Genomic DNA, 20,264 nt, shown 5'->3' with positions numbered 1-20,264 from the left:
CGTCACCCTTTCGTCACACACTCTCGAATCATCTGCTCCGCACTCGGCCGAGCCGCGTTCAGGCCCGCTTTCAGGCCCGCTTCACCAACCGCACCGGCCCGAAGAGCCCGTGCACCGTCTGGCCTGCCATGACAGCAGACGTGGGGGAAGCGTACTGCACGTACGGCGCCAAGGTACCGCGCACGGTGACAACGAGCTCGTGTTCGGTACCGGGCTTGACGAAGTCGCTGAGATCGGCAACCCAGGGAGCCGCGAACAGCGTCGTCGCCACAGTGCCGTCGATCGACACGCTCGCGGTGCCGCGCACCGCACCCAGATCGAGCAGTGTCGCCGCCGCGTTGCCCTCTGGCACCCGGATGCTCCGCCGGTAGTGCACCGCACCGCCGAGTGAGCCGAGCCCGAGTTCTGACCACGGCAGAAGCTCTGCAGCCTGCTCGCCGGTCTCGACCGTCAGCGGCCCGTCGAGCAGCGCGCCACCGCGACGGCCGCCCTGCGGCGTGAAGACGAGCGTGATCGTCTCGCCGGCGGCGGCAGGGCGCGCCAGCTGCAATACGGCTCCGCTCTGCGTCACGGTGAGGCCCGCGCTGGCTGAGACGGTGAACGGCTGTGCCGAGGGCACCTCGATGCGGGTGGCGCCGATGGGCACGGCGAAGCGCAGGCGTTCGGTGCGGCCGGGGGCCGGCCGGGCATCCGGAACCAGCGAGACGACGGTGTCGCTCTGCGCCTCGGTTTCGAGCCAGGTGGCCGCCTGCAGCGGGTGCGGGCGTGGCACGATGCAGCCGTAACGGGGGTCCTCCCACTGGGCGAGCCGGTAGGCCAGTGCGATGGGGTCGCCCTCGCGGGTGGCCGCCCACGAGGTGGTGGTCGCAAGACCCAGGCCACCCAACACGCGCGGCACGGAGTCGACCCGCAGCGCGATGGGGCGCCCCACGTCGACACAGTTGACTTCGATGACGTTGCTGCCCTCGTGCAGCAGCGCACCCACGTTGTACGGGTGCACGCGGGTGAAGCGCTTGACGCTGTAGGGGTCGAAGTCGCCCTGCCGGCCCACCTCGGTGCCGTTCACCAGAATGATGGTGGGCGCTTCGCTCGAGACCTGGATGCGCGGGTCGGTCTCGCTGCCGTCGAGCTCGAAGCTCGTGCTGAAGGTGACCCCGGTCGAGCGGGCAGAGCCGTCGGCCGGCACGATCCACTCGGGGCGGGCGAAAGCGGAGACGTCACTCGTGAGGGCGAAGTACGCCCGCAGCGGCTGGGTGGTCACTGCGGTGATCTCGAGTTCGAGGTCGACGGCGGCAGCGGGCGACACCGGCGTGTGGCTGAGGTAGCCGTCACCGGTGGTCGGGGCCAGTGCTCCGTCGAGGCGCACGATGCGGGTGCCGTTGGTGCCGACGACCAATGTGAGGGCGTCGCCTTCTGGCACCTCGATGGTGGCGCGAACCCGGTAGGTCTCGCCGGCCTGGGCGTCGGCCCAGGCGAAGAACTCTTCGGGAACGTAGCCGTTGGGGCCGAGGGTCTCGTCGTGAATGGTGTCGTTCTGAATGCCGCGCGAGAGCGAGAACGTCGACGGCTTCCAGTCGTCGCCCGGGCCCGAGACCAGCGCGAGCGGGCCGAAGGTGGCCGTCACAGTGTCGCCGGTGGCGAAGCCCGCTTCGGGTGCCTCATCGGTTTCGTGCTCGAACTGCCAGACCTGAATGGGAATGATGCCGGTCTCGCTCTTCGCGCCGAGGTCACCCCACTGGTTGTCGAGCGTCGACTCGGCCGTCAGGCCCCAGTCACCGTCGAGCACGAGCGTGGTCTCGAGGTCGCCCTGGCGGTTGCCCGTGGGCTCTGGCAGCGACGGCGCGATGACGAGAAACTCGATCGAGCCGCTCGAGAACTCCGAGTGCACGGTGATGGTTCCGTCAGTGTGGGTGAACGGCACCGCGTACCGCTTGCCGGTGCGCGCATCCCACTGCTGAACCGTGAGCGGGGCGTCGCCGAGCCCCGAGACCGAAACGGTGAACGTCCGGCCGGTGGGCGGCACGAAGGTGTAGCCATCGGTGGCGAGCTGGTGCCAGTAGACCTTCCAGTTGAAGCTGCCACCACCCTCGACCCAGGCCGAGTCTTCGAAGCCGGGCAGCAGGGGCTGCACGGTTCCGGTCTGCTCGTCGTGCGCGATGAGGGCGACCAGGTGCGCGTCGCCCACCTGGCGGAGCATGACGGGGGCGTCGGCCGTGACCTCGACCCGAGGCGAGAGCAGTGCCGCCGCCACCTCGTCGGGGCTTTCGAGAAGGCGAACCCGCCCGGCTTCACAGGCCAGAGCGAAGCCATCACGCAGCTCGGCCGCAACGCTCTCGTCGGCACCCGTGAAGATGCTCGGCAGCACACCCGTTGCCACGATGAGCCCGCCGTTCAGGGCGAACTCGAGCAGCACGCGGGCGGTTTCAGCGCTCACGACCCGCACGTCGGGCAGTACCACGTTCACAAACCGGCCGGTGCCGATGAGGAGCTCGCCGTCGTCGACGACCGCGCGGGCGACCGTGTCGCTGCCGAGAATGTCGTAGTCGACGCCGGCACTCTCGAGCAGGCCGCGGCGTTCGGCGAACCACGAGGTGGCGCCGTTCAGCTCGTGGTAGTGCGCAGTGGAGCGCTGCTCGCCGAGGTCGAAGCCCTCTACCGTCACGTCGAACTGTGCACTCTCGGTGGGGTAGAAGAGAACAGTGGATGCCCGGTGCTCCCCCATCGTCAGCGTCGACGAGATACGGGCGATCGCCAGAGCGAACTCACCGTAGGCGGGCCAGTACGGCTGGCGCCAGCACGTCGACGGCGGCGCCCACTCGAACCACCCCGACCGAGTGGAGTAGTAGACCGCGTGCGGGTCGTACAGGTTCGCGCCGCGACGGAAGTACGGGCTCAGCCAGTCATAGGTCTCTTCGAGGGTTCCGCCCCAGCCCGACGAGTGGAACGACTCGATCCAGACCCGCTCGTGGCCGTTCGCGTGCGCCATCGAGCTGTGGATCTTCGAGTCGCCCCAGTGGTCGCTGCCCGGAATGCCGTACTGCGAGTGAGTGCTGAGGTAATCGCCGTAGAGCCGGGTGGCACCCACCGGGTCGCCCTCACGAGCGGGGGACTGCTGGTCGAAGCCACACTCGAGGCCGGCGCCCGCGAGCCACTGGGCCAGGGGGGTGAAGAACGCCTCCTCGCCGAGCCGGGCGCGGGTGCGGTGGTAGTCGACTCGAACAACGCCGGGGTCGCGGGTGTCGCCCTCGGCGAGCGGGTCGCCCCAGAGCGCCGGCAACAGCGTGAGCAGGTCGTAGCCCGCCGATGCCTCGAACTCGGCCGCGAAGTCTTTCGACCAGCTGGGCATGTCGGGCAGTTCGTCTTGGAAGACGCCGCCGATTGCCGTGCCGAACCACTGGCCCACGTGCCGGGAGTACTCGCCGAAGATGGCGTCGATGAGCTCGGCCGAGGCGTCGCGCGAGAAGTAGTCGAAACCGCGGGTGGCGGCGAAGGCCACCACGAGCGCGCCACCCGCGGCAGAGATGGTGGCGGCGTTGCCGTCGAGCGTGACGGGCAGCGAGGTGGGGGCATCCGGAGCAATGAACCACGCCGCAAGCGCGGTCGACCCCTCGGGGGCCGACACGGTGGTCTCGCCAGAAACGTCGACCCGAACGCTGCCGAGCGACTGCCCGGCCAGCGAGGCGTTCGCCGCGACGAGGTGGCCCTGGATGTTCGCGCCCGAGAAGCCGATCTGGTCGTACAACCAGAGCTGGAAGCCCAGCTCGTCTGCGTCGCGGCAGGCACCTTCGAAGATGACCCACCACTCGTCTGACATGAACGGCGGGTCGTCGGCGAGGGCGCCGTACAGCGGCCCGGTCGGAGCGAGGTTCATCACCACGGCCTGGTGCACGTTCTGCGCGACCAGCTGCTGCATCTGCCAGCGGAGGCGGGCGGGCTCGAGCTTCTCGCCGCTCCACCACCAGAGCGGTACGGGGCCGTAGGTGGGGGCGGGGTCTTCGAAACGACGAACGAGTTCATCAGACATGACGGGAGAGCTGCTTTCGGCTGGATCTGGGCCGGGGCCGCGACTGTGTGCCGCGCCGGAGTTGTTCGGGGTATGACGAGGGCCCGGTTCGAAAGAGCGAACCGGGCCCTCGGGTGGTGGTGCTTAGCCTTCGCCCTCGGCGTAGGCGGCATCCATCTGCTTCAGTGCATCAGTCGAGGAGAGCGAACCGGCGAGCAGCTGCTGCAGAACCTCGAAGTGAACCTGCTGAACCTTGGAGTTCGGCCACAGCTGATCCATGAACGGGTCGGTCTTGCCAGCGGTCTGGTACTTCACGAAGTTCTCGAGAGCAGGGTCGACCTTGAACGTCGAGATCGGGATGGCCGGAATACCGGCAGCGGCGGTGGAGTACACCGCAGTGCCATCCGCCGACGCGAGGTAGTCGACGAACTTGATCGCGGCATCTTTGACCTTCGATGAGGCATTCACGCCGTACGATGCACCGGCGGCGCCTGCCATGCGGGTCGAGGTCGCGTCATCGTTTGCGGGCAGCGGGTCGAACGAGAAAGTCGTTCCGCTCGGGGCAGCCTGCTGCATCGCGGTGATCGAGGAGTTCACCTGAACCGAAGCGAACGCGTCACCGGTCGAGACCAGCTTGAGGGCGTCTTCGTAGGCGGTGCCGAGGTCGCCGTCTTGGAAGCACCCAGAGTCTTGCATCTGCTTGTACTTGTCAAGCGCCGTCTTCCACGCCGACGTGGCGAAGGTGACTTTGCCGGCCGACATGTCGGCCGCGAAGGTGGGCGTGGGCCCGTAGACGAGCGTCGGTGTCAAAGCGTAGGGAATCAGCTGCGTGTTCCACGGGGTACCGCCGGCGAGCGCGAACGCGGCCTTGCCGATGGCCTTGGCGTCGCCGCAGAACTTGAGCAGCTCGGTCCACGTGGTGGGCTCCGTCAGGTTCGCCGCCTTGAGGGCCGTGGTGTTGTAGGTGGCGCCGATACCCGAGAACGTGACGGGGGCGATGTAGGTCTTACCGCCGATCTGGCTGACAGGCTTGATGCCGGCGGGGATGTTCGCAGCGAATGGCTCATTCGAGAGGTCGGCGATGAGGCCGGCCTTCTGAACGACCGTCATGGCCATCGGGTTGCCGTCGCCTGGCCACACGAAGAACACATCGGGGGCAGTGCCGCTCGAGAGCTGCGTGCGGAGGGTGGTCTGGTAGTTGTCGGTGTCCGACGTCGTGGTGGTGATGGTGACGTCGGGGTTCGCCTTCTCGTAGGCCGCGACGATGGCGTCGACGGCCGGCTTCTCACTGGTGGTCGAGGCCCAGGTGAGGGTGGTCTTGCCATTGGCCGACGAGCCGCCGGTGTCGTTGGAACAGGCCGCCAGACCGAGCACGAGCAACGTGCTCGCCGCTAGGGCGCCTACTGCTTTGTAGCGCATGTGATTGTCTCCTTTGTGGTGGGTGCCCCGACAGACGCCGAAGCCTTTCTTGCCGAGCCGGCTGATGTGACTAGCCTTTGAGCCCGCTGGCAAAGCCTTGAATAACCGTCTTCTGCAAGAGGAAGTAGACGAGCAGAATCGGGAAGATGCTGATGATGAGGCCGGCGAAGACGAGGTTCCACTGCGAGACGTACTGACCGACGAAGGCGAACAGCGCCACGGGCACCGTCTGCTGGCCTGAGCCGCTGAGGTAGAGCAGTGGCGTGAGAAAGTCGTTCCAGATCGTGATCACGTTGAGAATGGCCACGGTGCCGGTGATGGGCCGAAGCAGCGGGAAAAGCACCCGCCAGAACGTCGAGAACAGGCCAGAGCCGTCGATGGCAGCGGCTTCTTCGTATTCGATCGGCAGCGCCCGCAGAAACCCGGTGTACAGAAAGATCGAGAACGGCATCTGCAGTCCCACGTAGAAGAGAATGAGCGCCCATACCGTGCCGAGCAGGTGCAGGTCGCGCATGGTCTGGTAGAGCGGGATGAGGGCGAGCTGGAAGGGCAGCAGCAGCCCGATCAGAAACCCGGCGAACGCCAGCTTCGACCAGCGCTTGGTCACCCGGGCCAGCGGGTATGCCGCGAGAGATGACAGCACGATGAGCAGAATCACGCTGACCACGGTGACCGTGGCGCTGTTGGCCAGCGCGTTGCCGAGGTGCCCCTCTGTCCACGCGTTCGAGAAATTGACGAAGGTGAAATTGGCGGGCAGCTGCAGCGAACCAGAAGGGTCGTTGGTGGCCTTGAACGCAGTACTGATGAGCACAAAAAGGGGAATGAAGAAGATCGCGGCCACCACGATCATGACGACTTCGAGGATGCCCGTCTTCCAGGTGTAACGCTCCACGGGTCAGTCTCCCTTGTTCTGGCGGCCGAGCAACGCGAACTGCCCGGCAGAGATGATGGCAACCAGAACGGTCAGCACCACGGCAATGGCGATGCCATACGCGAAGTCACCGAACTGGAAGGCGTTCTTGTAGAGAAAGGTCGACATCGTCTCGGTCGAGCCACCCGGCCCGCCGCCGGTCATGACCCAGACCTGGTCGAAGATCTTCAGGCCGCCAATGATCGAGAGCATCAGGTTGATCGTGATCGACGGCGCGAGTTCGGGGCGGATGATCGACCAGAACCGCCTGATCGGCCCGGCGCCGTCCATTTTCGAGGCTTCGATGACCTCTTGCGAGATGCCCTGCAGGTTGGCGAGAAAGATGACCATCGAGTAGCCGGCGAACTGCCACACGATGACCACGCAGATAGCCCAGATGGCGGTGTTGCTGTCACCCAGCCAGGTGTGCGGCGGCAACCCCAGAAAGCCGAGAAACTCGTTGACCGCACCTTTCTGGCCGAGCAGGTTCTGCCACAGGTACCCCGTGGCCACCGGCGTGATGATCGCGGGAGCGAACAGCACGACCCGCAAGACATTGCGCGACTTGATGCGAGTGTTCACCCCGAGGGCGAGCAGCAGCCCCACGAGGTTCTGCACGACGGTGATGGTGACGGCGATCACGAGCGTGTGCCACACCGAGGTGAGGGCCTTCTGGTCGTTGAACAGCTTCACGAAGTTGTCGAAACCGATGAAGTTCTTGACCGGGTTGAGGCCGTTCCAGTCGGTCAGCGCGAATCCGGCACCCTGGATGCTCGGCCACAGAACAACGAACAGGTAGATCGCCGCGGCAGGCAGCAAAAAGATCCATGCCCCGCGCTTGACCCCGAAGTTTGATTTACCGGGTCGTCGTCGAGCTGTGCGCTCTAACGCCATCACGACCTCCTCGTCGCTTGTGATTCGTTTCAACTGTGAACTCAGCACAACTTACGCATGAACACGTTCATTAGTCAATATGCCAAAAAGTAACAGAAGAATAACGTCTTGGAGCCGCCATCGAATATCGCAACGCGCTTTGTGAAACGTTTCGATTGTGGTAATTATTGTTTCGCAGCGTCAGCGAAGACCTGCCTTGCAGATCAAAGGATTGCACCGCACAATGACCACTCTTCAGGCCTACGCCCTGCGCACCGAATACCGTGAAAACCCTCTCGGCATCGACATCTCAGCCCCTCGGCTCTCGTGGCGACTGAAGAGCACCGTTTCAGGTGCCGCCGCTGCTGCCTACAGGGTCGACGTGTCGTCCGAGGGCAGCGCCGACCAGAGCGCAATCGGCAGCGCGGCCTGGAGCACGGGCTGGGTCGACGCCGGCACCGCCGTGGGGGTCACGTACGACGGGCCACTGAACTCGCGCACCCGTTACACGTGGAGCCTGACGCTCAGAGACACCGACCAGACGGTCATCGAGGCCGGCACGGCCTGGTTCGAGACAGGCCTGCTCGAGCGAGACGACTTCGCGGGCGGCTGGGTCGCTGCCGACACCACGTACGACATTCCCGAGCGCGAGTTCGACCCGCCCGTCGACGACGACATCCCCACCTCGATGCGCCACGTTCCGCCGGCCGCGTACCTGCGCCGCGCCTTCACGGCCCGCGGCCCCATCGCCAGCGCCCGCCTCTACGCGACCGCACACGGCATCTACACCGCGCACCTCAACGGCGACCGTCTCGGCAGCGCCGAACTCGCCCCCGGCTGGACCGACTACACCGAGCGCCTGCAGTACCAGACCTATGACGTCACCGACCAGGTGAAGGAGGGCGAGAACGCCATCGGCATCGTGCTGGCTGACGGCTGGTGGGCCGGCTACGTTGGCTTCGACGCCCGACGCCAGGGCAACCACTACGGCGTCACCTCTGAGGCCTGGGCCCAGCTGGAGATCACCTACGCCGACGGCAGCACCGACCGCATCGTGACCGATGACAGCTGGCAGACCGCGAACGGCCGCATCTTCTACACCGACCTGCTCATGGGCGAGTACGTCGATGCCCGCCGCGACCTCGGCGCCTGGAACACACCCGAGTACGACGCCTCCGGCTGGGCGCCGGTCGCCACTCGCACCGACGACTTCAGCACGTTTCTGGCCCAGGTGGATGCCCCCATCGAGGTCATCGATGAATTACCCGCGATCAGCGTGGTCATCGATGCCCATGGCCGCGCGCTCTACGACTTCGGCCAGAACCTGGTGGGGCGCGTGCGCGTCGACTTCGGGCCTCTCGCGGCTGATCGGTCGATCATCCTGAAGCACGGCGAGGTGCTGGAGAATGACGAGCTGTACACGGCCAACCTTCGCACGGCCCAGCAGCGCGACGTGTACGTGTCGGCCGGCGCCGACAGCAATGTCTTCGAGCCGACCTTCACCCTGCACGGCTTTCGCTACCTCGAGATCGAGGGCCTCGACGAGCCGGTGCCGCTTGAGCGCGTCACGGCCGTTGTACTCTCGAGCGCCACGCCACCCGCCGGCACGATCACCACGTCGAGCGCCGACGTCAATCAGCTGATCAGCAACATCGCCTGGGGCCAACGCGGCAACTTCGTAGGGCTGCCCACCGACTGCCCGCAGCGCGACGAGCGGCTCGGCTGGATGGCCGACGCCCAGGTCTTTCTGCCCACGGCGGCCCTGAACGCCGACGTGGCCTCGTTCTTCACCCGCTGGCTCGCCGACGTACGCGGCGCCCAGACCGCTGAGGGCTCGTTTCCCGACGTGGCACCGGTGGTGTCGCAGTTCTTCGCCGACGGGGCTCCGGCGTGGGCCGACGCCGGCGTGATCATCCCGTGGCACCTCTACCGGGTGTATGGCGATCTGCGTCTGCTCGAGACCTCGTACGAGTCGATGACCCGCTGGGTCGACTTCATCGAGAAGCACAACCCGAACCTCATCTGGACCCGCCGCGTGGGCAACCACTACGGCGACTGGCTGCAGATCGATGCCCTCACCCCGCGCCCGCTCATGGCCACCGCCTACTTCGCGCACTCGGCCGAGCTCGTGGCGAAGTCGGCCGAAGCCCTCGGCAAGACCGCCGACGCCGCGCACTACGGTGAGCTCGCCGCCCGCATCAAGCAGGCCTTCGTCGACACCTTCACGGGTCAGGATGGCCGCCTTGAAGGTGACACCCAGACCGACTACCTGCTCGCACTCGCCTTCGACCTGGTTTCGGGCGAGCACCGTGAAAACGCTGCGAAGCACCTTGCCGAAGCGATCGACGCGCATGACGGGTTGCTGACCACCGGGTTCGTCGGGGTGTCGCTGCTCTGCCCCGTGCTCAGCGAGATCGGCCGCGACGACCTCGCTTTCGCCCTGCTCGAGACCGACCGGTACCCCTCGTGGCTCTACTCGGTTCGCCAGGGCGCCACGACCATCTGGGAGCGGTGGGACGGCTGGACCGAACACGCCGGGTTCCAGGCGGTGGAGATGAACTCGTTCAACCACTACTCGCTGGGCTCTGTTGGCGAATGGCTCTACCGCTACGTGGCCGGCATCGAGCAGGCGGCCACGTCGGTCGCCTACGAGCGCCTGCACATCGCTCCGCGCGTGGGCGGCTCGCTCACCTCTGCCGCGGCCAGTTACGAAAGTGTGCGCGGCCTCATCCGTTCGGCCTGGTCTCTCGAGGGTGACGCCTTCACACTCGACGTCGAGGTGCCCCCCGGCGTCACGGCGACCGTCGTGGTTCCCGGCGGAGACACCGTCGAGGTGGGTTCGGGCCAACACCACTTCACGTCGACGCTGGCGCTCGCCCACGCCTGATTTCGTCTCCCGGCACCCATCCCCTTGCACAGGAACAGCCCATGACCCACACCACCTCGAACGCACTGCATGCGTCGCTCGAGCCGTTCACGCGGCGAAAGACCCGCGTCGGGCTCGTCTCGGGCGGCCTCGGCACCTACTGGCCGCAGTTTCCTGACCTTCTGCCGCAGCTGAAACTCTCGGCCGGGTACATCACCGACCGGTTCAGGCAGCTCGACGCCGACGTGGTCGATGCAGGGTTCGTGTCGGATGCCCCCGAGGCGCTGAAGGCCGGTGAGCAGTTGCGCGTGGCCGACTGCGACCTCATCGTCATCTTTCTCTCGACCTACCTCACGTCGTCGATGGTTCTGCCGATCGCCCAACGAACCAACACTCCCGTACTGCTGATCGATCTGCAGCCCACCGAAGCGATGGACCACGCGAACTTCGACACCGGCAAGTGGCTCGCGTACTGCGGGCAGTGCCCCGTGCCTGAAGTTGCGAACGTGTTCCGTCGGGCGAGCATCCCGTTTCGTTCGGTCTCGGGTCATCTGAAGCAGGAGTCGGCCTGGGTGCGGATCGAGCGCTGGGTGCACGCGGCGGGTGTCAGTGCGCGGCTGAAGAACGCCCGTCACGGGCTGATGGGTCACCTCTACCCGGGCATGCTCGACGTCTCGACCGACCTCACCACCGTGTCGACCACCTTCGGGTCGCACATCGAGATTCTCGAATTCGACGACCTGCGCGTGCGAGTCGATGCCGTCACCGATGCTGAGGTTCGCGAGCGCATGCAACTCGCCCGCGAAGTGTTCACGCTCGACGACTCGGTGAACGACGACGACTTCGCGTGGGGCGCCCGCGTCTCAGTGGGGCTCGACCGGCTGATCGGCGACTTCGACCTCGACTCGCTGGCCTACTACCACCGGGGGCTCGGCGGAGAGCTGCACGAACGTCTCGGTGCGGGCATGATTCTGGGGGCATCCCTGCTCACCGCCCGCGGCATCCCCACGGTCGGCGAGTTCGAGTTGCGCACCAGCATCGCCATGCTTGCGTCGCACGCGCTCGGGGCGGGCGGGTCGTTCACCGAGATACAGGCGCTGAACTTCACCGACAACGTGGTCGAGATGGGCCACGACGGCCCGGCGCACCTCGCCATCAGCGCGGGCGGCCCGCTTCTTCGCGGCCTCGGTGTCTTTCACGGCAAGCGCGGCTACGGCGTGAGCGTCGAGTTCGACGTGAAGCACGGGCCCGTGACGGTGTTCGGCGTGGGGCAGGAGCACGACGGCAGCTACGTCTTCGTGGCCTCCGAAGGAACCGTCGTGCCGGGCCCGCTGCTCGCGATCGGCAACACCACCTCACGCGTCGACTTCGGCTGCGACCCAGGTGAGTGGGTCGACGAGTGGAGCGCCACCGGCACCGACCACCACTGGGCGCTGGCCACCGGCCACCGCGCGGCAGATTTCAAAGCAGCAGCAAGCCTCATGGGCATCGAGTTTCGTCAAGTCTCAGTGAAGTAAGAAAAGGATCATCATCATGGGCACACTCAGCAGTTCACTACTGTCGCAGCTCGAGTCGCAGGTCATCGAGCTGCCGTCATGGGCATTCGGCAATTCGGGCACCCGTTTCAAGGTGTTCTCGACACCAGGCACCCCTCGCACCATCCAGGAGAAGCTGGCCGACGCCGCGCAGGTGAACAAGGTGACGGGGTTGTCACCCAAGGTCGCGCTGCACATTCCGTGGGACAAGGTCGACGACTACGACGCTCTCCGCGACACAGCCGCCGAACTCGGCGTGACGGTGGGCACGGTGAACTCGAACACGTTCCAAGACGACGCGTACAAGTTCGGCAGCCTGACACACATCGACGCAGGTATCCGGCAGAAGGCCATCGACCATCACTTCGAGTGCATCGACGTGATGGATGCGACCGGATCTCAAGACCTCAAGATCTGGCTCGCCGACGGCACCAACTACCCCGGCCAGGGCAACCTGCGCGGCCGCCAGGACCGCCTCGCCGACTCGCTGCAGAAAATCTACGACCGCATCGGTGAATCGCAGCGGATGGTGCTCGAGTACAAATTCTTCGAGCCCGCTTTCTACCACACCGATGTTCCCGACTGGGGAACCTCGTACGCCCAGGTCTCCGCGCTCGGCGACCGCGCCCTGGTCTGCCTCGACACAGGCCACCACGCGCCCGGCACGAACATCGAATTCATCGTCATGCAGTTGCTTCGCCTCGGCAAGCTCGGCTCGTTCGACTTCAATTCGCGCTTCTACGCCGACGACGACCTCATCGTGGGGGCGGCCGACCCGTTCCAGCTGTTCAGAATTCTCTTCGAGGTCGTGCGCGGCGGCGGCTACGGCCCCGGCTCACCGGTTGCCTTCATGCTCGACCAGTGCCACAACGTCGAAGACAAGATTCCCGGCCAGATTCGTTCGGTGCTGAATGTTCAGGAGATGACGGCTCGTGCGTTGCTGGTCGACACCGAAGCGCTCGACGCCGCGCAGAATGCCGAAGACGTGCTCGGCGCCAACAACATTCTGATGGACGCGTTCTACACCGACGTTCGCCCGGCCCTGGCCGAGTGGCGTGAGGGTCGCGGCCTGCCGGCCGACCCGATGAAGGCGTACCTCGCCTCGGGGTACCAGAAGAACATCGCCGAAACCCGTGTCGGCGGCCAACAAGCGAGCTGGGGAGCCTGAACCATGACCAACACCACCGCAGCTGAACTGATTGCTCGTTCGAATCGTCTGGGTTCCGATGCGAGGAACACGAATTATGCCGGGGGTAACACCTCTGCGAAGGGTTTGGAACTCGACCCGGTCACGGGCGAGCCCGTCGAACTGTTGTGGGTGAAGGGCTCGGGCGGCGACCTCGGAACGCTGAAAGAGGCGGGACTCGCCGTGTTGCGGGTCGACCGGCTGCGATCGCTCGTGAGCGTGTATCCCGGTGTTGAGCGCGAAGACGAAATGGTTGCCGCGTTCGACTACACCCTGTTCGGCAAGGGCGGCGCTGCACCCTCGATCGACACGGCCATGCACGGCCTCGTCGACGCAGCCCACGTCGATCACCTGCACCCCGACTCCGGTATCGCTGTCGCGACCGCGGCCGACGGGGAAGCCCTCACGACCACGATCTTCGGTTCGAAGGTGGTCTGGGTGCCGTGGCGGCGCCCCGGTTTTCAGCTCGGCCTCGACATCGCCGCGATCAAAGACGCCAACCCCGCCGCTGTGGGCTGCATTCTCGGCGGGCACGGCATCACCGCGTGGGGCGACACGTCAGACGAGGCCGAAGCGAACTCGCTCTGGATCATCGACACCGCTGAGGCGTACATCGCCGAGCACGGCCGCGCACTGCCGTTCGGGCCCGCACTCGCCGGTTACGAGGCCCTGCCCGAAGAAGAGCGGCGCGCGAAAGCTGCCGCGCTCGGCGCGAGCATCCGCGGCCTCGCGTCGGTCGACCGGCCCATGGTCGGGTCTTTCACCGACACGCCCGTGGTACTCGACTTCCTGGCTTCGGCCGAGCACCCCCGGCTGGGTGCGCTCGGCACGTCATGCCCCGATCACTTCCTCCGCACCAAAGTGAAGCCGCTGATCCTCGACCTGCCCGGCACCGCGACGGTCAAGGAGTCGATCGCCCGCTTGAAGGAGCTGCACGCCGAATACCGTGCCGAGTACGCGGCGTACTACGACCGCAACAAGGTCGAAGGTTCGCCCGCCATGCGAGGCGCTGACCCCGCGATCGTTCTGATTCCCGGGGTGGGCATGTTCTCCTACGGGGCCAACAAGCAGACCTCCCGGGTCGCGGGTGAGTTCTACACGAACGCGATCAACGTGATGCGCGGTGCCGAGGCGCTCTCGACGTACGCGCCGATCGATGAGGCAGAGAAGTTTCGTATCGAGTACTGGGCCCTCGAAGAAGCCAAACTCGCCCGGCTGCCCAAACCCGCGTCGCATGCGACGCGTATCGCGCTCGTCACGGGTGCAGCATCGGGAATCGGCAAGGCCATCGCGACCCGGCTCGCGGCCGACGGCGCGTGCGTTGTGATCGCCGACCTCGACCTGCAGAAGGCTCAGGATGCTGCCGCCGAACTCGGCTCGACCGATGTCGCAATCGGGGTGCGCGCCGATGTGACCTCGGCTTCTGACATCCAGGCCGCGATCGACGCCACCGTGCTCGCGTTCGGCGGCCTCGACCTCGTCGTGAACAACGCGGGTCTGTCGCTGTCGAAACCGTTGCTCGAAACCACCGACGCCGACTGGGACCTGCAACACAACGTCATGGCGAAAGGCTCGTTCATGGTGTCGCGCGCAGCGGCCCGCGTGCTCATCGACCAGCAGATGGGCGGCGACATCATCTACATTTCGTCGAAGAACTCGGTTTTCGCGGGCCCGAACAACATTGCGTACTCTGCGACGAAAGCCGACCAGGCACACCAGGTGCGCCTGCTCGCGGTCGAGCTCGGCGAACACGGGGTGAAAGTGAACGGCATCAACCCCGACGGTGTCGTTCGCGGCTCGGGAATCTTCTCCGGCGGCTGGGGCGCGAAACGCGCTGCGGTGTACGGGGTGCCCGAAGCGGAGCTCGGCGCGTACTACGCCAAGCGCACCATCCTCGGCCGTGAGGTATTGCCCGACCACGTCGCGAACGCGGTCGCCGTGCTCACCGGCCACGACCTCACCCACACCACCGGTCTCCACATCCCCGTCGACGCCGGCGTCGCGGCCGCCTTCCTCCGATGAGCCACCCGCCCGCCGCCCTCGCCGCCCGCTCCTCAACCGCCTCCTTCTCCTCCAACGCGGGCGGATTCACGAGCGGCGGCGGGAGGAGCGGGCGGTGAGCGCGGTTGTCGCGGTCGACCTGGGGGCGACGAGTGGGCGGGTGATCCTCGGGTACGTGGGCGACGGTGAGGTGCGCATGCAGCATGTGGCGCGCTTTCCGAATCAACCTGTGCGGGTGTACGAAGGCCGCGCGGATGCGGATGCGGATGCGGGTGCGGGAGCGGCCGCTGGCCAGGCGAGCGGCGAGGCTGCGTTCGGGCTGCACTGGAACATCCTCGAGTTGTACCGGTCGGTCGGCGCCGGGCTCCGCAGCGCACTTCGCGACGAGCCCGACGTGGTGTCGATCGGCGTCGACTCGTGGGCGGTCGACTACGCGTTGTTGCGGGGCGGCCGGATGCTCGGGGCTCCGTACAACTACCGTGACGAGCGCACGACGGCAGGGGTTGCCGCCGTGCACTCGGTGGTCGGGCCGGCCGAACTGTACCGGTTGAACGGGCTGCAACATCTGCCGTTCAACTCACTGTTCCAGCTTGCTGCCGACCGGGCATCCGGAGACCTCGCCTTGGCCGACACGGTATTGCTGATACCTGACCTGCTCGGGTACTGGCTCACCGGCGTGGGCGTCGCCGAGATCACGAACGCGTCGACCACCGGGCTGCTGAACCCGCACACGCGCGGCTGGGATGCTGAGCTGATGACGCGCCTCGGGCTGCCTGCGGGCCTTCTTCCGCGGCTCGCCGAACCCGGGAGTTCGCTCGGGCGACTGCTGCCCGAGGTGGCCTCCGACCTGGGTGCCGGGCCGGGCGTAGGGGTCACGCTCGTGGGCTCGCACGACACCGCATCGGCCGTGGTCGCGGTGCCCGCGACCGACGACGACTTCGCGTACATCTCGAGCGGTACGTGGTCGCTTGTGGGAGTCGAGCTCGAATCGCCCGTTGTGAGCGAGGAGGGCCGCGCCGCCAACTTCACGAACGAGGGCGGCGTCGACGGGCGGGTGCGGTACCTGAAGAATGTGTCAGGGTTGTGGCTGCTGTCGGAGTCGGTCAGAACGTGGGAACGGGCATCCGGAACCCCCATCGAACTCGCCGAACTGCTCGCCCGAGCATCGGCTGTCACCGCACCCGTGAGCGTCTTCGACGCGGCGGATGACCGGTTCATCACCCCCGGAGACATGCCGTCGCGCATCGCCGACTGGTGCCGAGAACACGGGGTCGCTGTGCCTCAGAACCCCGCCGAGTTCACGCGCTCGATTCTCGAGAGCCTGGCCGTGGCGTATGCCACGACGGTGCAGCAGGCGGCGGAGTTGACGGGCAAGACCGTCTCGGCGATCCACATCGTGGGGGGCGGCTCGCTGAACGAGCTGCTCTGCCAGCTGACCGCCGACCGCACTGGGCTGACCGTGCTGGCGGGGCCGGTGGAGGCGACGGCCATTGGCAACATTCTCGTGCAAGCGCGCGCGGCGGGCATGGTGCCCGTGGGCAGCTCGCTCGAGGCGTTGCGGGCGGTCGTGTCGGCGACGTTCCGGCCGACGCGGTACCGGCCGCGGGGGCGGTAGGGCGGGCTGCGGGCTGCCTCGCGCGACCAGCTCGACGCGAAACACCGCGCACCGCCCGCGCCGCCTTTCCCGGCCCGCACCACCCGCACCACCTGCACGACCCCGCAGCACCCCTTCAGATCAGCGTCGATTCAGAGAGAAAAGCAGCCATGACCGTCAGCATCACCGCACCCACGTTCGAGCACCACCGCGACGCCCTCGGCATCGGCGAGGCCGAGCCGCGGCTGTCGTGGAAGGCCAGCGGCGACGCGGGCGACAACGAGTGGGTGCAGACGGCCTACGAGGTGTCGTTCGAGCGCGGCGGCGAGGTGCACTCGTCGGGCCGCATCGTGTCGGGCGAGCAGGTGCTGGTGGCGTGGCCGGATGCCCCGCTCACGTCGCGCGAACGGGTGGCCGTGCGCGTGCGGGTGTGGGGTGCCGGCGCGGGCGCCGCCGACTCGACCGCCGCAACCACCTCCGACACGGTGTTCGGCGCGGTCTCCGAGTGGTCGGAGCAGGGCGTGGTCGAAGCAGGGTTGCTGCAGCCCGGCGACTGGAGCGCCCTCGCCGCCGGCCCCGCGTGGGCCGAAGACGACGCAGCCGACCGGCGCCCGCCGCTGCTCCGCCGAGAATTCACGCTCGACGCCGGCGTCGCCTCGGCCCGCCTCTACGTCACCGCGCACGGCCTCTACGAGGTCGAGATCAACGGCAAGCGCGTGGGCGACGACGCCCTCAGCCCCGGCTGGACCGTCTACGGCGAGCGCCTGCGGTACTACACGTACGACGTCACCGCACACCTCGCATCCGGAGCCAACGTGATCGGCTCGTGGCTCGCCGACGGCTGGTTTCGCGGGCGGTACGGCTTCAACGGCGGCCACCGCAACCTGTACGGCACCGAGCTGGCGCTCATCGCGCAGCTCGAGGTGACGCTCGACGATGGGCGCACGGTGACAGTCGCGACCGACGCCGACTGGCAGGCCGGGTTCGGCCCGATCGGGTTCACCGAGCTGTACGACGGCGAGACGTTCGACGCGCGGGTGACGGCGGGGTCGGGCGACGTGGTCGAGGCGGGTGCGGCGGGGGCGGGCAATGGCGTCGAGGTAGCGGGCCCCGGATGGTCGTCGCCCGGGTTCGACGCGAGCGGGTTCACCCCCGTGGTGGTCTCGCCGCACGACGCTACGGTGCTCATCGCGCCGCAGGGGCCGCCAGTGCGCTCGACTGAAGAGCTCGAGCCTGTCTCTGTCACCTCGAGCCCGTCGGGCGCCACCCTGCTCGACTTCGGGCAGAACCTGTCGGGTCGGCTGAGCATCCGGGTGCGAGGCGAACGCGGGCAGACCGTGACGCTGAGGCACGCCGAAGTGCTGCACGACGGCGAGCTCTACACGCGGCCGCTGCGGGGGGCCGCGGCGACCGACCGCTACACGCTCGCGGGCGGCGGCGAAGAGGTGTGGGAGCCGCGCTTCACGATCCACGGTTTTCGCTACGCCGAGGTCACCGGATGGCCGGGCGAACTGCGGCCCGGCGACATCGTTGCCCGGGTCTACCACACCGACATGGCGCGCACCGGATGGTTCGAATCGTCAGACCCGCTCGTCAACCGCCTGCACGAGAACGTGCGGTGGAGCATGCGCGGCAACTTCGTCGACATTCCCACCGACTGCCCCCAGCGCGACGAACGGTTGGGCTGGACAGGCGACATTCAAGTGTTCGCTCCGACGGCATCCTTTCTGTACGACTGCTCGGGAATGCTCGGCTCCTGGCTTCGCGATGTGGCGGCCGAGCAGCTGCCTGACGGCACGGTGCCCTGGTACGTTCCGGTGATTCCGGGCGGCGAGATGTGGACGCCGATTCGCCCCGGCGCGGTGTGGGGTGACGTGGCGGTGCTCACCCCGTGGGTGCTCTACGAGCGATTCGGTGACACGGGCATCCTCGCGGCCCAGTATGAGAGCGCGAAGGGCTGGGTCGACCTGATGGAGTCGCTGGCGGGCCCCAGCCGTCTGTGGAACACCGGGTTTCAACTCGGCGACTGGCTCGACCCCGCCGCGCCGCCCGAAGACCCGGCCGACGCGCTCACCGACCGGTACCTCGTGGCGACGGCGTACTTCGCGTGGTCGACGCTGCACCTCGCGCGCTCGGCTGAAGTGCTCGGCCTCACCGCCGATGCGGCGCGGTACTTCGCGCTGGCGGCCGAGGTTCGGGCGGCGTTCGCTGCCGAGTACGTGCTTCCGGATGGCCGGCTCACGAGCGACGCCCAGACCGCCTATGCGCTGGCCATCGAATTCGACCTTCTGCCCACTCCCGCCCAGGTGGCGGGAGCCGGTGCTCGCCTGGCGTCGCTCGTCGAAACAGCGGGCAATCGCATCGCCACCGGATTCGCCGGCACCAACGTCGTCTCCGACGCCCTCACGAGCACCGGCGGGGTGGAACGCGCCTACGCGCTGCTGCTCGAGCAGGAGTGCCCGTCGTGGCTGTACACCGTGGCGAGCGGGGCGACCACGATCTGGGAGCGATGGGACAGCCAGCTGCCCGACGGAACCATCAACCCGGGCGAGATGACCTCGTTCAACCACTACGCGCTCGGCGCCGTGGCCGACTGGCTGCACCGCGTGGTGGCGGGGCTCGCGCCGGCGTCGCCCGGGTATCGCACGGTCGCGTTCGCGCCGCGGCCGGGAGGGGGGCTGACATCGGCGAGTGCGCGGCACGAGTCGCCGTACGGAACGGTCTCGATCGCGTGGCGGGTGGGGGGTGGCAGCCTCACGGTCGATGTGTCGCTGCCGCTCGGCACCACGGGCACCCTCGAGCTGCCCGACGGGCGCCTGCTCGCGGTCGGTCCCGGCGCGCACACCTTCACGTCGGCCGCTGCCTGACGGCCCACGTCAGCGCGCACGCGGGTCGCCAACGGCCCGCTCGGAGAACCAGGGGCGGGGGCTGAGGCGCAGAGCGGGGTCAGGCGGGCTGGGCGCCCAGCCAGGTGACGCTGCGAGCGGCGGCGGCACTGGCAGCAAGCATGGCCGCGTCGGGGGTGGCGCCGGCGGCGAGATGGGCGGCGAGGGTTCCGCAGTAGGTGTCGCCGGCCCCAGTGGTGTCGACGACGGAGTCGACGCGGGTGCCGGGCACGGTTGTGCTGCCCCAGCGGGATCCGTCAGGGCCGAGAGTGATGAGCACCGAGGGGGGCAGGGCTCCGGATGCCCGGAGCTCCTCTGCCTCGTGCTCATTGACGATCACGGGGTCGGCCAGCGCCAGTACCCCGGCCGGCAGCACGGCGAACGGAGCGAGGTTCAGCACCACCCGCGCCCCTGCGGCCGCAGCCAGGCGCACCGCTTCGGACACCACGTCGAAGTCGAGCTCGAGCGACGCGAGCAGCACATCTCCTGCAGTGATGCCGCCCGGCTCGGAGTCGTAGGCCGTGTCGGTGGTGTTGAGGGTGTCGGTGGCGGAGAAGGAGGCGGGGCGGAGGAGGGCGAGGTCGTCGAGGGTGACACGGGCGTTGGCGCCGGGCGAGACGATGATGGTGTTCTCGCCGTCGCCGGAGACGGCGATCATGGCGTGGCCGGTGGTGACACCATGGGTGATGCCGAGGGGCCTGACGTCGATCGAGCGGGAGGCGAGGCGGGTGCGGTAGGCGTGGCCTTCGGGGTCGTCGCCGACACGGCCGATGAAGATGACGTCTGCCCCGGCTTCGGCGGCCGCGACAGCCTGGTTCGCGCCTTTGCCGCCCCAGAAGGTGGCGAGGTCGCCGCCCCGAACGGTTTCACCGGGCGAGGGATGACGCTCGACTCGCACGACCGAGTCGACGTTCAACGAACCCACTACGAACACACGACCCACGAGCCAGAACCTTTCGACGGCGAAGTTTCGACGCTGAACAGCTTAGCCG

At 67.4% G+C, this 20,264-nt stretch carries 11 protein-coding genes; 6 read left to right on the top strand and 5 right to left on the bottom strand.

Annotated elements, in window-relative coordinates; genetic code table 11:
- Nucleotides 1-70: 70 nt before the first annotated feature.
- From D4765_RS13390 to D4765_RS13375, 4 genes are all read right to left on the bottom strand, one after another.
- Complete coding sequence (locus D4765_RS13390; protein WP_136642804.1) at nucleotides 71-4,024, bottom strand: glycosyl hydrolase family 2 protein; 3,954 nt, start codon at nucleotides 4,022-4,024, stop codon at nucleotides 71-73.
- Between the two features lie 123 nt (nucleotides 4,025-4,147).
- Nucleotides 4,148-5,422, bottom strand: coding sequence for an ABC transporter substrate-binding protein (locus D4765_RS13385; RefSeq protein ID WP_136642803.1), 1,275 nt, complete (start codon nucleotides 5,420-5,422; stop codon nucleotides 4,148-4,150).
- Nucleotides 5,423-5,492: 70 nt separating this feature from the next.
- Nucleotides 5,493-6,314, bottom strand: a complete 822-nt coding sequence (locus D4765_RS13380) for a carbohydrate ABC transporter permease (protein ID WP_136642802.1) — start codon at nucleotides 6,312-6,314, stop codon at nucleotides 5,493-5,495.
- Between the two features lie 3 nt (nucleotides 6,315-6,317).
- On the bottom strand, nucleotides 6,318-7,259 hold the full coding sequence (locus D4765_RS13375) for a carbohydrate ABC transporter permease (protein WP_201799320.1): 942 nt from the start codon (nucleotides 7,257-7,259) through the stop codon (nucleotides 6,318-6,320).
- Between the two features lie 190 nt (nucleotides 7,260-7,449).
- Here D4765_RS13375 and D4765_RS13370 point away from each other — a divergent pair, with 190 nt between their 5' ends.
- The 6 genes from D4765_RS13370 to D4765_RS13345 all read left to right on the top strand — a co-directional run bounded on the left by D4765_RS13370 (nucleotide 7,450) and on the right by D4765_RS13345 (nucleotide 19,254).
- Nucleotides 7,450-10,092 (top strand): glycoside hydrolase family 78 protein, encoded by a 2,643-nt coding sequence (locus tag D4765_RS13370; RefSeq protein ID WP_136642801.1) that lies wholly within the window; start codon nucleotides 7,450-7,452, stop codon nucleotides 10,090-10,092.
- Nucleotides 10,093-10,133: 41 nt separating this feature from the next.
- Complete coding sequence (locus D4765_RS13365; protein WP_136642800.1) at nucleotides 10,134-11,588, top strand: L-fucose/L-arabinose isomerase family protein; 1,455 nt, start codon at nucleotides 10,134-10,136, stop codon at nucleotides 11,586-11,588.
- Nucleotides 11,589-11,604: 16 nt separating this feature from the next.
- The gene (rhaI, locus tag D4765_RS13360; RefSeq protein WP_136642799.1) at nucleotides 11,605-12,774 is read left to right on the top strand and encodes an L-rhamnose isomerase; all 1,170 of its coding nucleotides are present in this window, start codon (nucleotides 11,605-11,607) and stop codon (nucleotides 12,772-12,774) included.
- A 3-nt stretch (nucleotides 12,775-12,777) separates the two neighbouring features.
- On the top strand, nucleotides 12,778-14,814 hold the full coding sequence (locus tag D4765_RS13355; RefSeq protein ID WP_136642798.1) for a bifunctional aldolase/short-chain dehydrogenase: 2,037 nt from the start codon (nucleotides 12,778-12,780) through the stop codon (nucleotides 14,812-14,814).
- A 94-nt stretch (nucleotides 14,815-14,908) separates the two neighbouring features.
- Entirely contained in the window at nucleotides 14,909-16,408 is a 1,500-nt protein-coding gene (locus D4765_RS13350) for a rhamnulokinase (RefSeq protein WP_237280431.1), read from the top strand.
- A gap of 149 nt (nucleotides 16,409-16,557) precedes the next feature.
- Nucleotides 16,558-19,254 (top strand): glycoside hydrolase family 78 protein, encoded by a 2,697-nt coding sequence (locus tag D4765_RS13345; protein ID WP_136642797.1) that lies wholly within the window; start codon nucleotides 16,558-16,560, stop codon nucleotides 19,252-19,254.
- 79 nt (nucleotides 19,255-19,333) lie between these two features.
- Here D4765_RS13345 and D4765_RS13340 read toward each other — a convergent pair whose 3' ends face one another.
- Nucleotides 19,334-20,215 carry a PfkB family carbohydrate kinase gene (locus tag D4765_RS13340; RefSeq protein WP_136642796.1) on the bottom strand — a complete coding sequence of 294 codons (882 nt, stop codon included), beginning with the start codon at nucleotides 20,213-20,215 and terminating at the stop codon, nucleotides 19,334-19,336.
- Nucleotides 20,216-20,264: the final 49 nt, after the last annotated feature.

Origin of the sequence: Subtercola vilae (assembly GCF_004923255.1) — a bacterium.
GTDB classification, from domain to species: Bacteria; Actinomycetota; Actinomycetes; order Actinomycetales; family Microbacteriaceae; genus Subtercola; species Subtercola vilae.
Note: the sequence above shows the minus strand (reverse complement) of the source record. Positions and strands in the feature narration are given on the sequence as shown.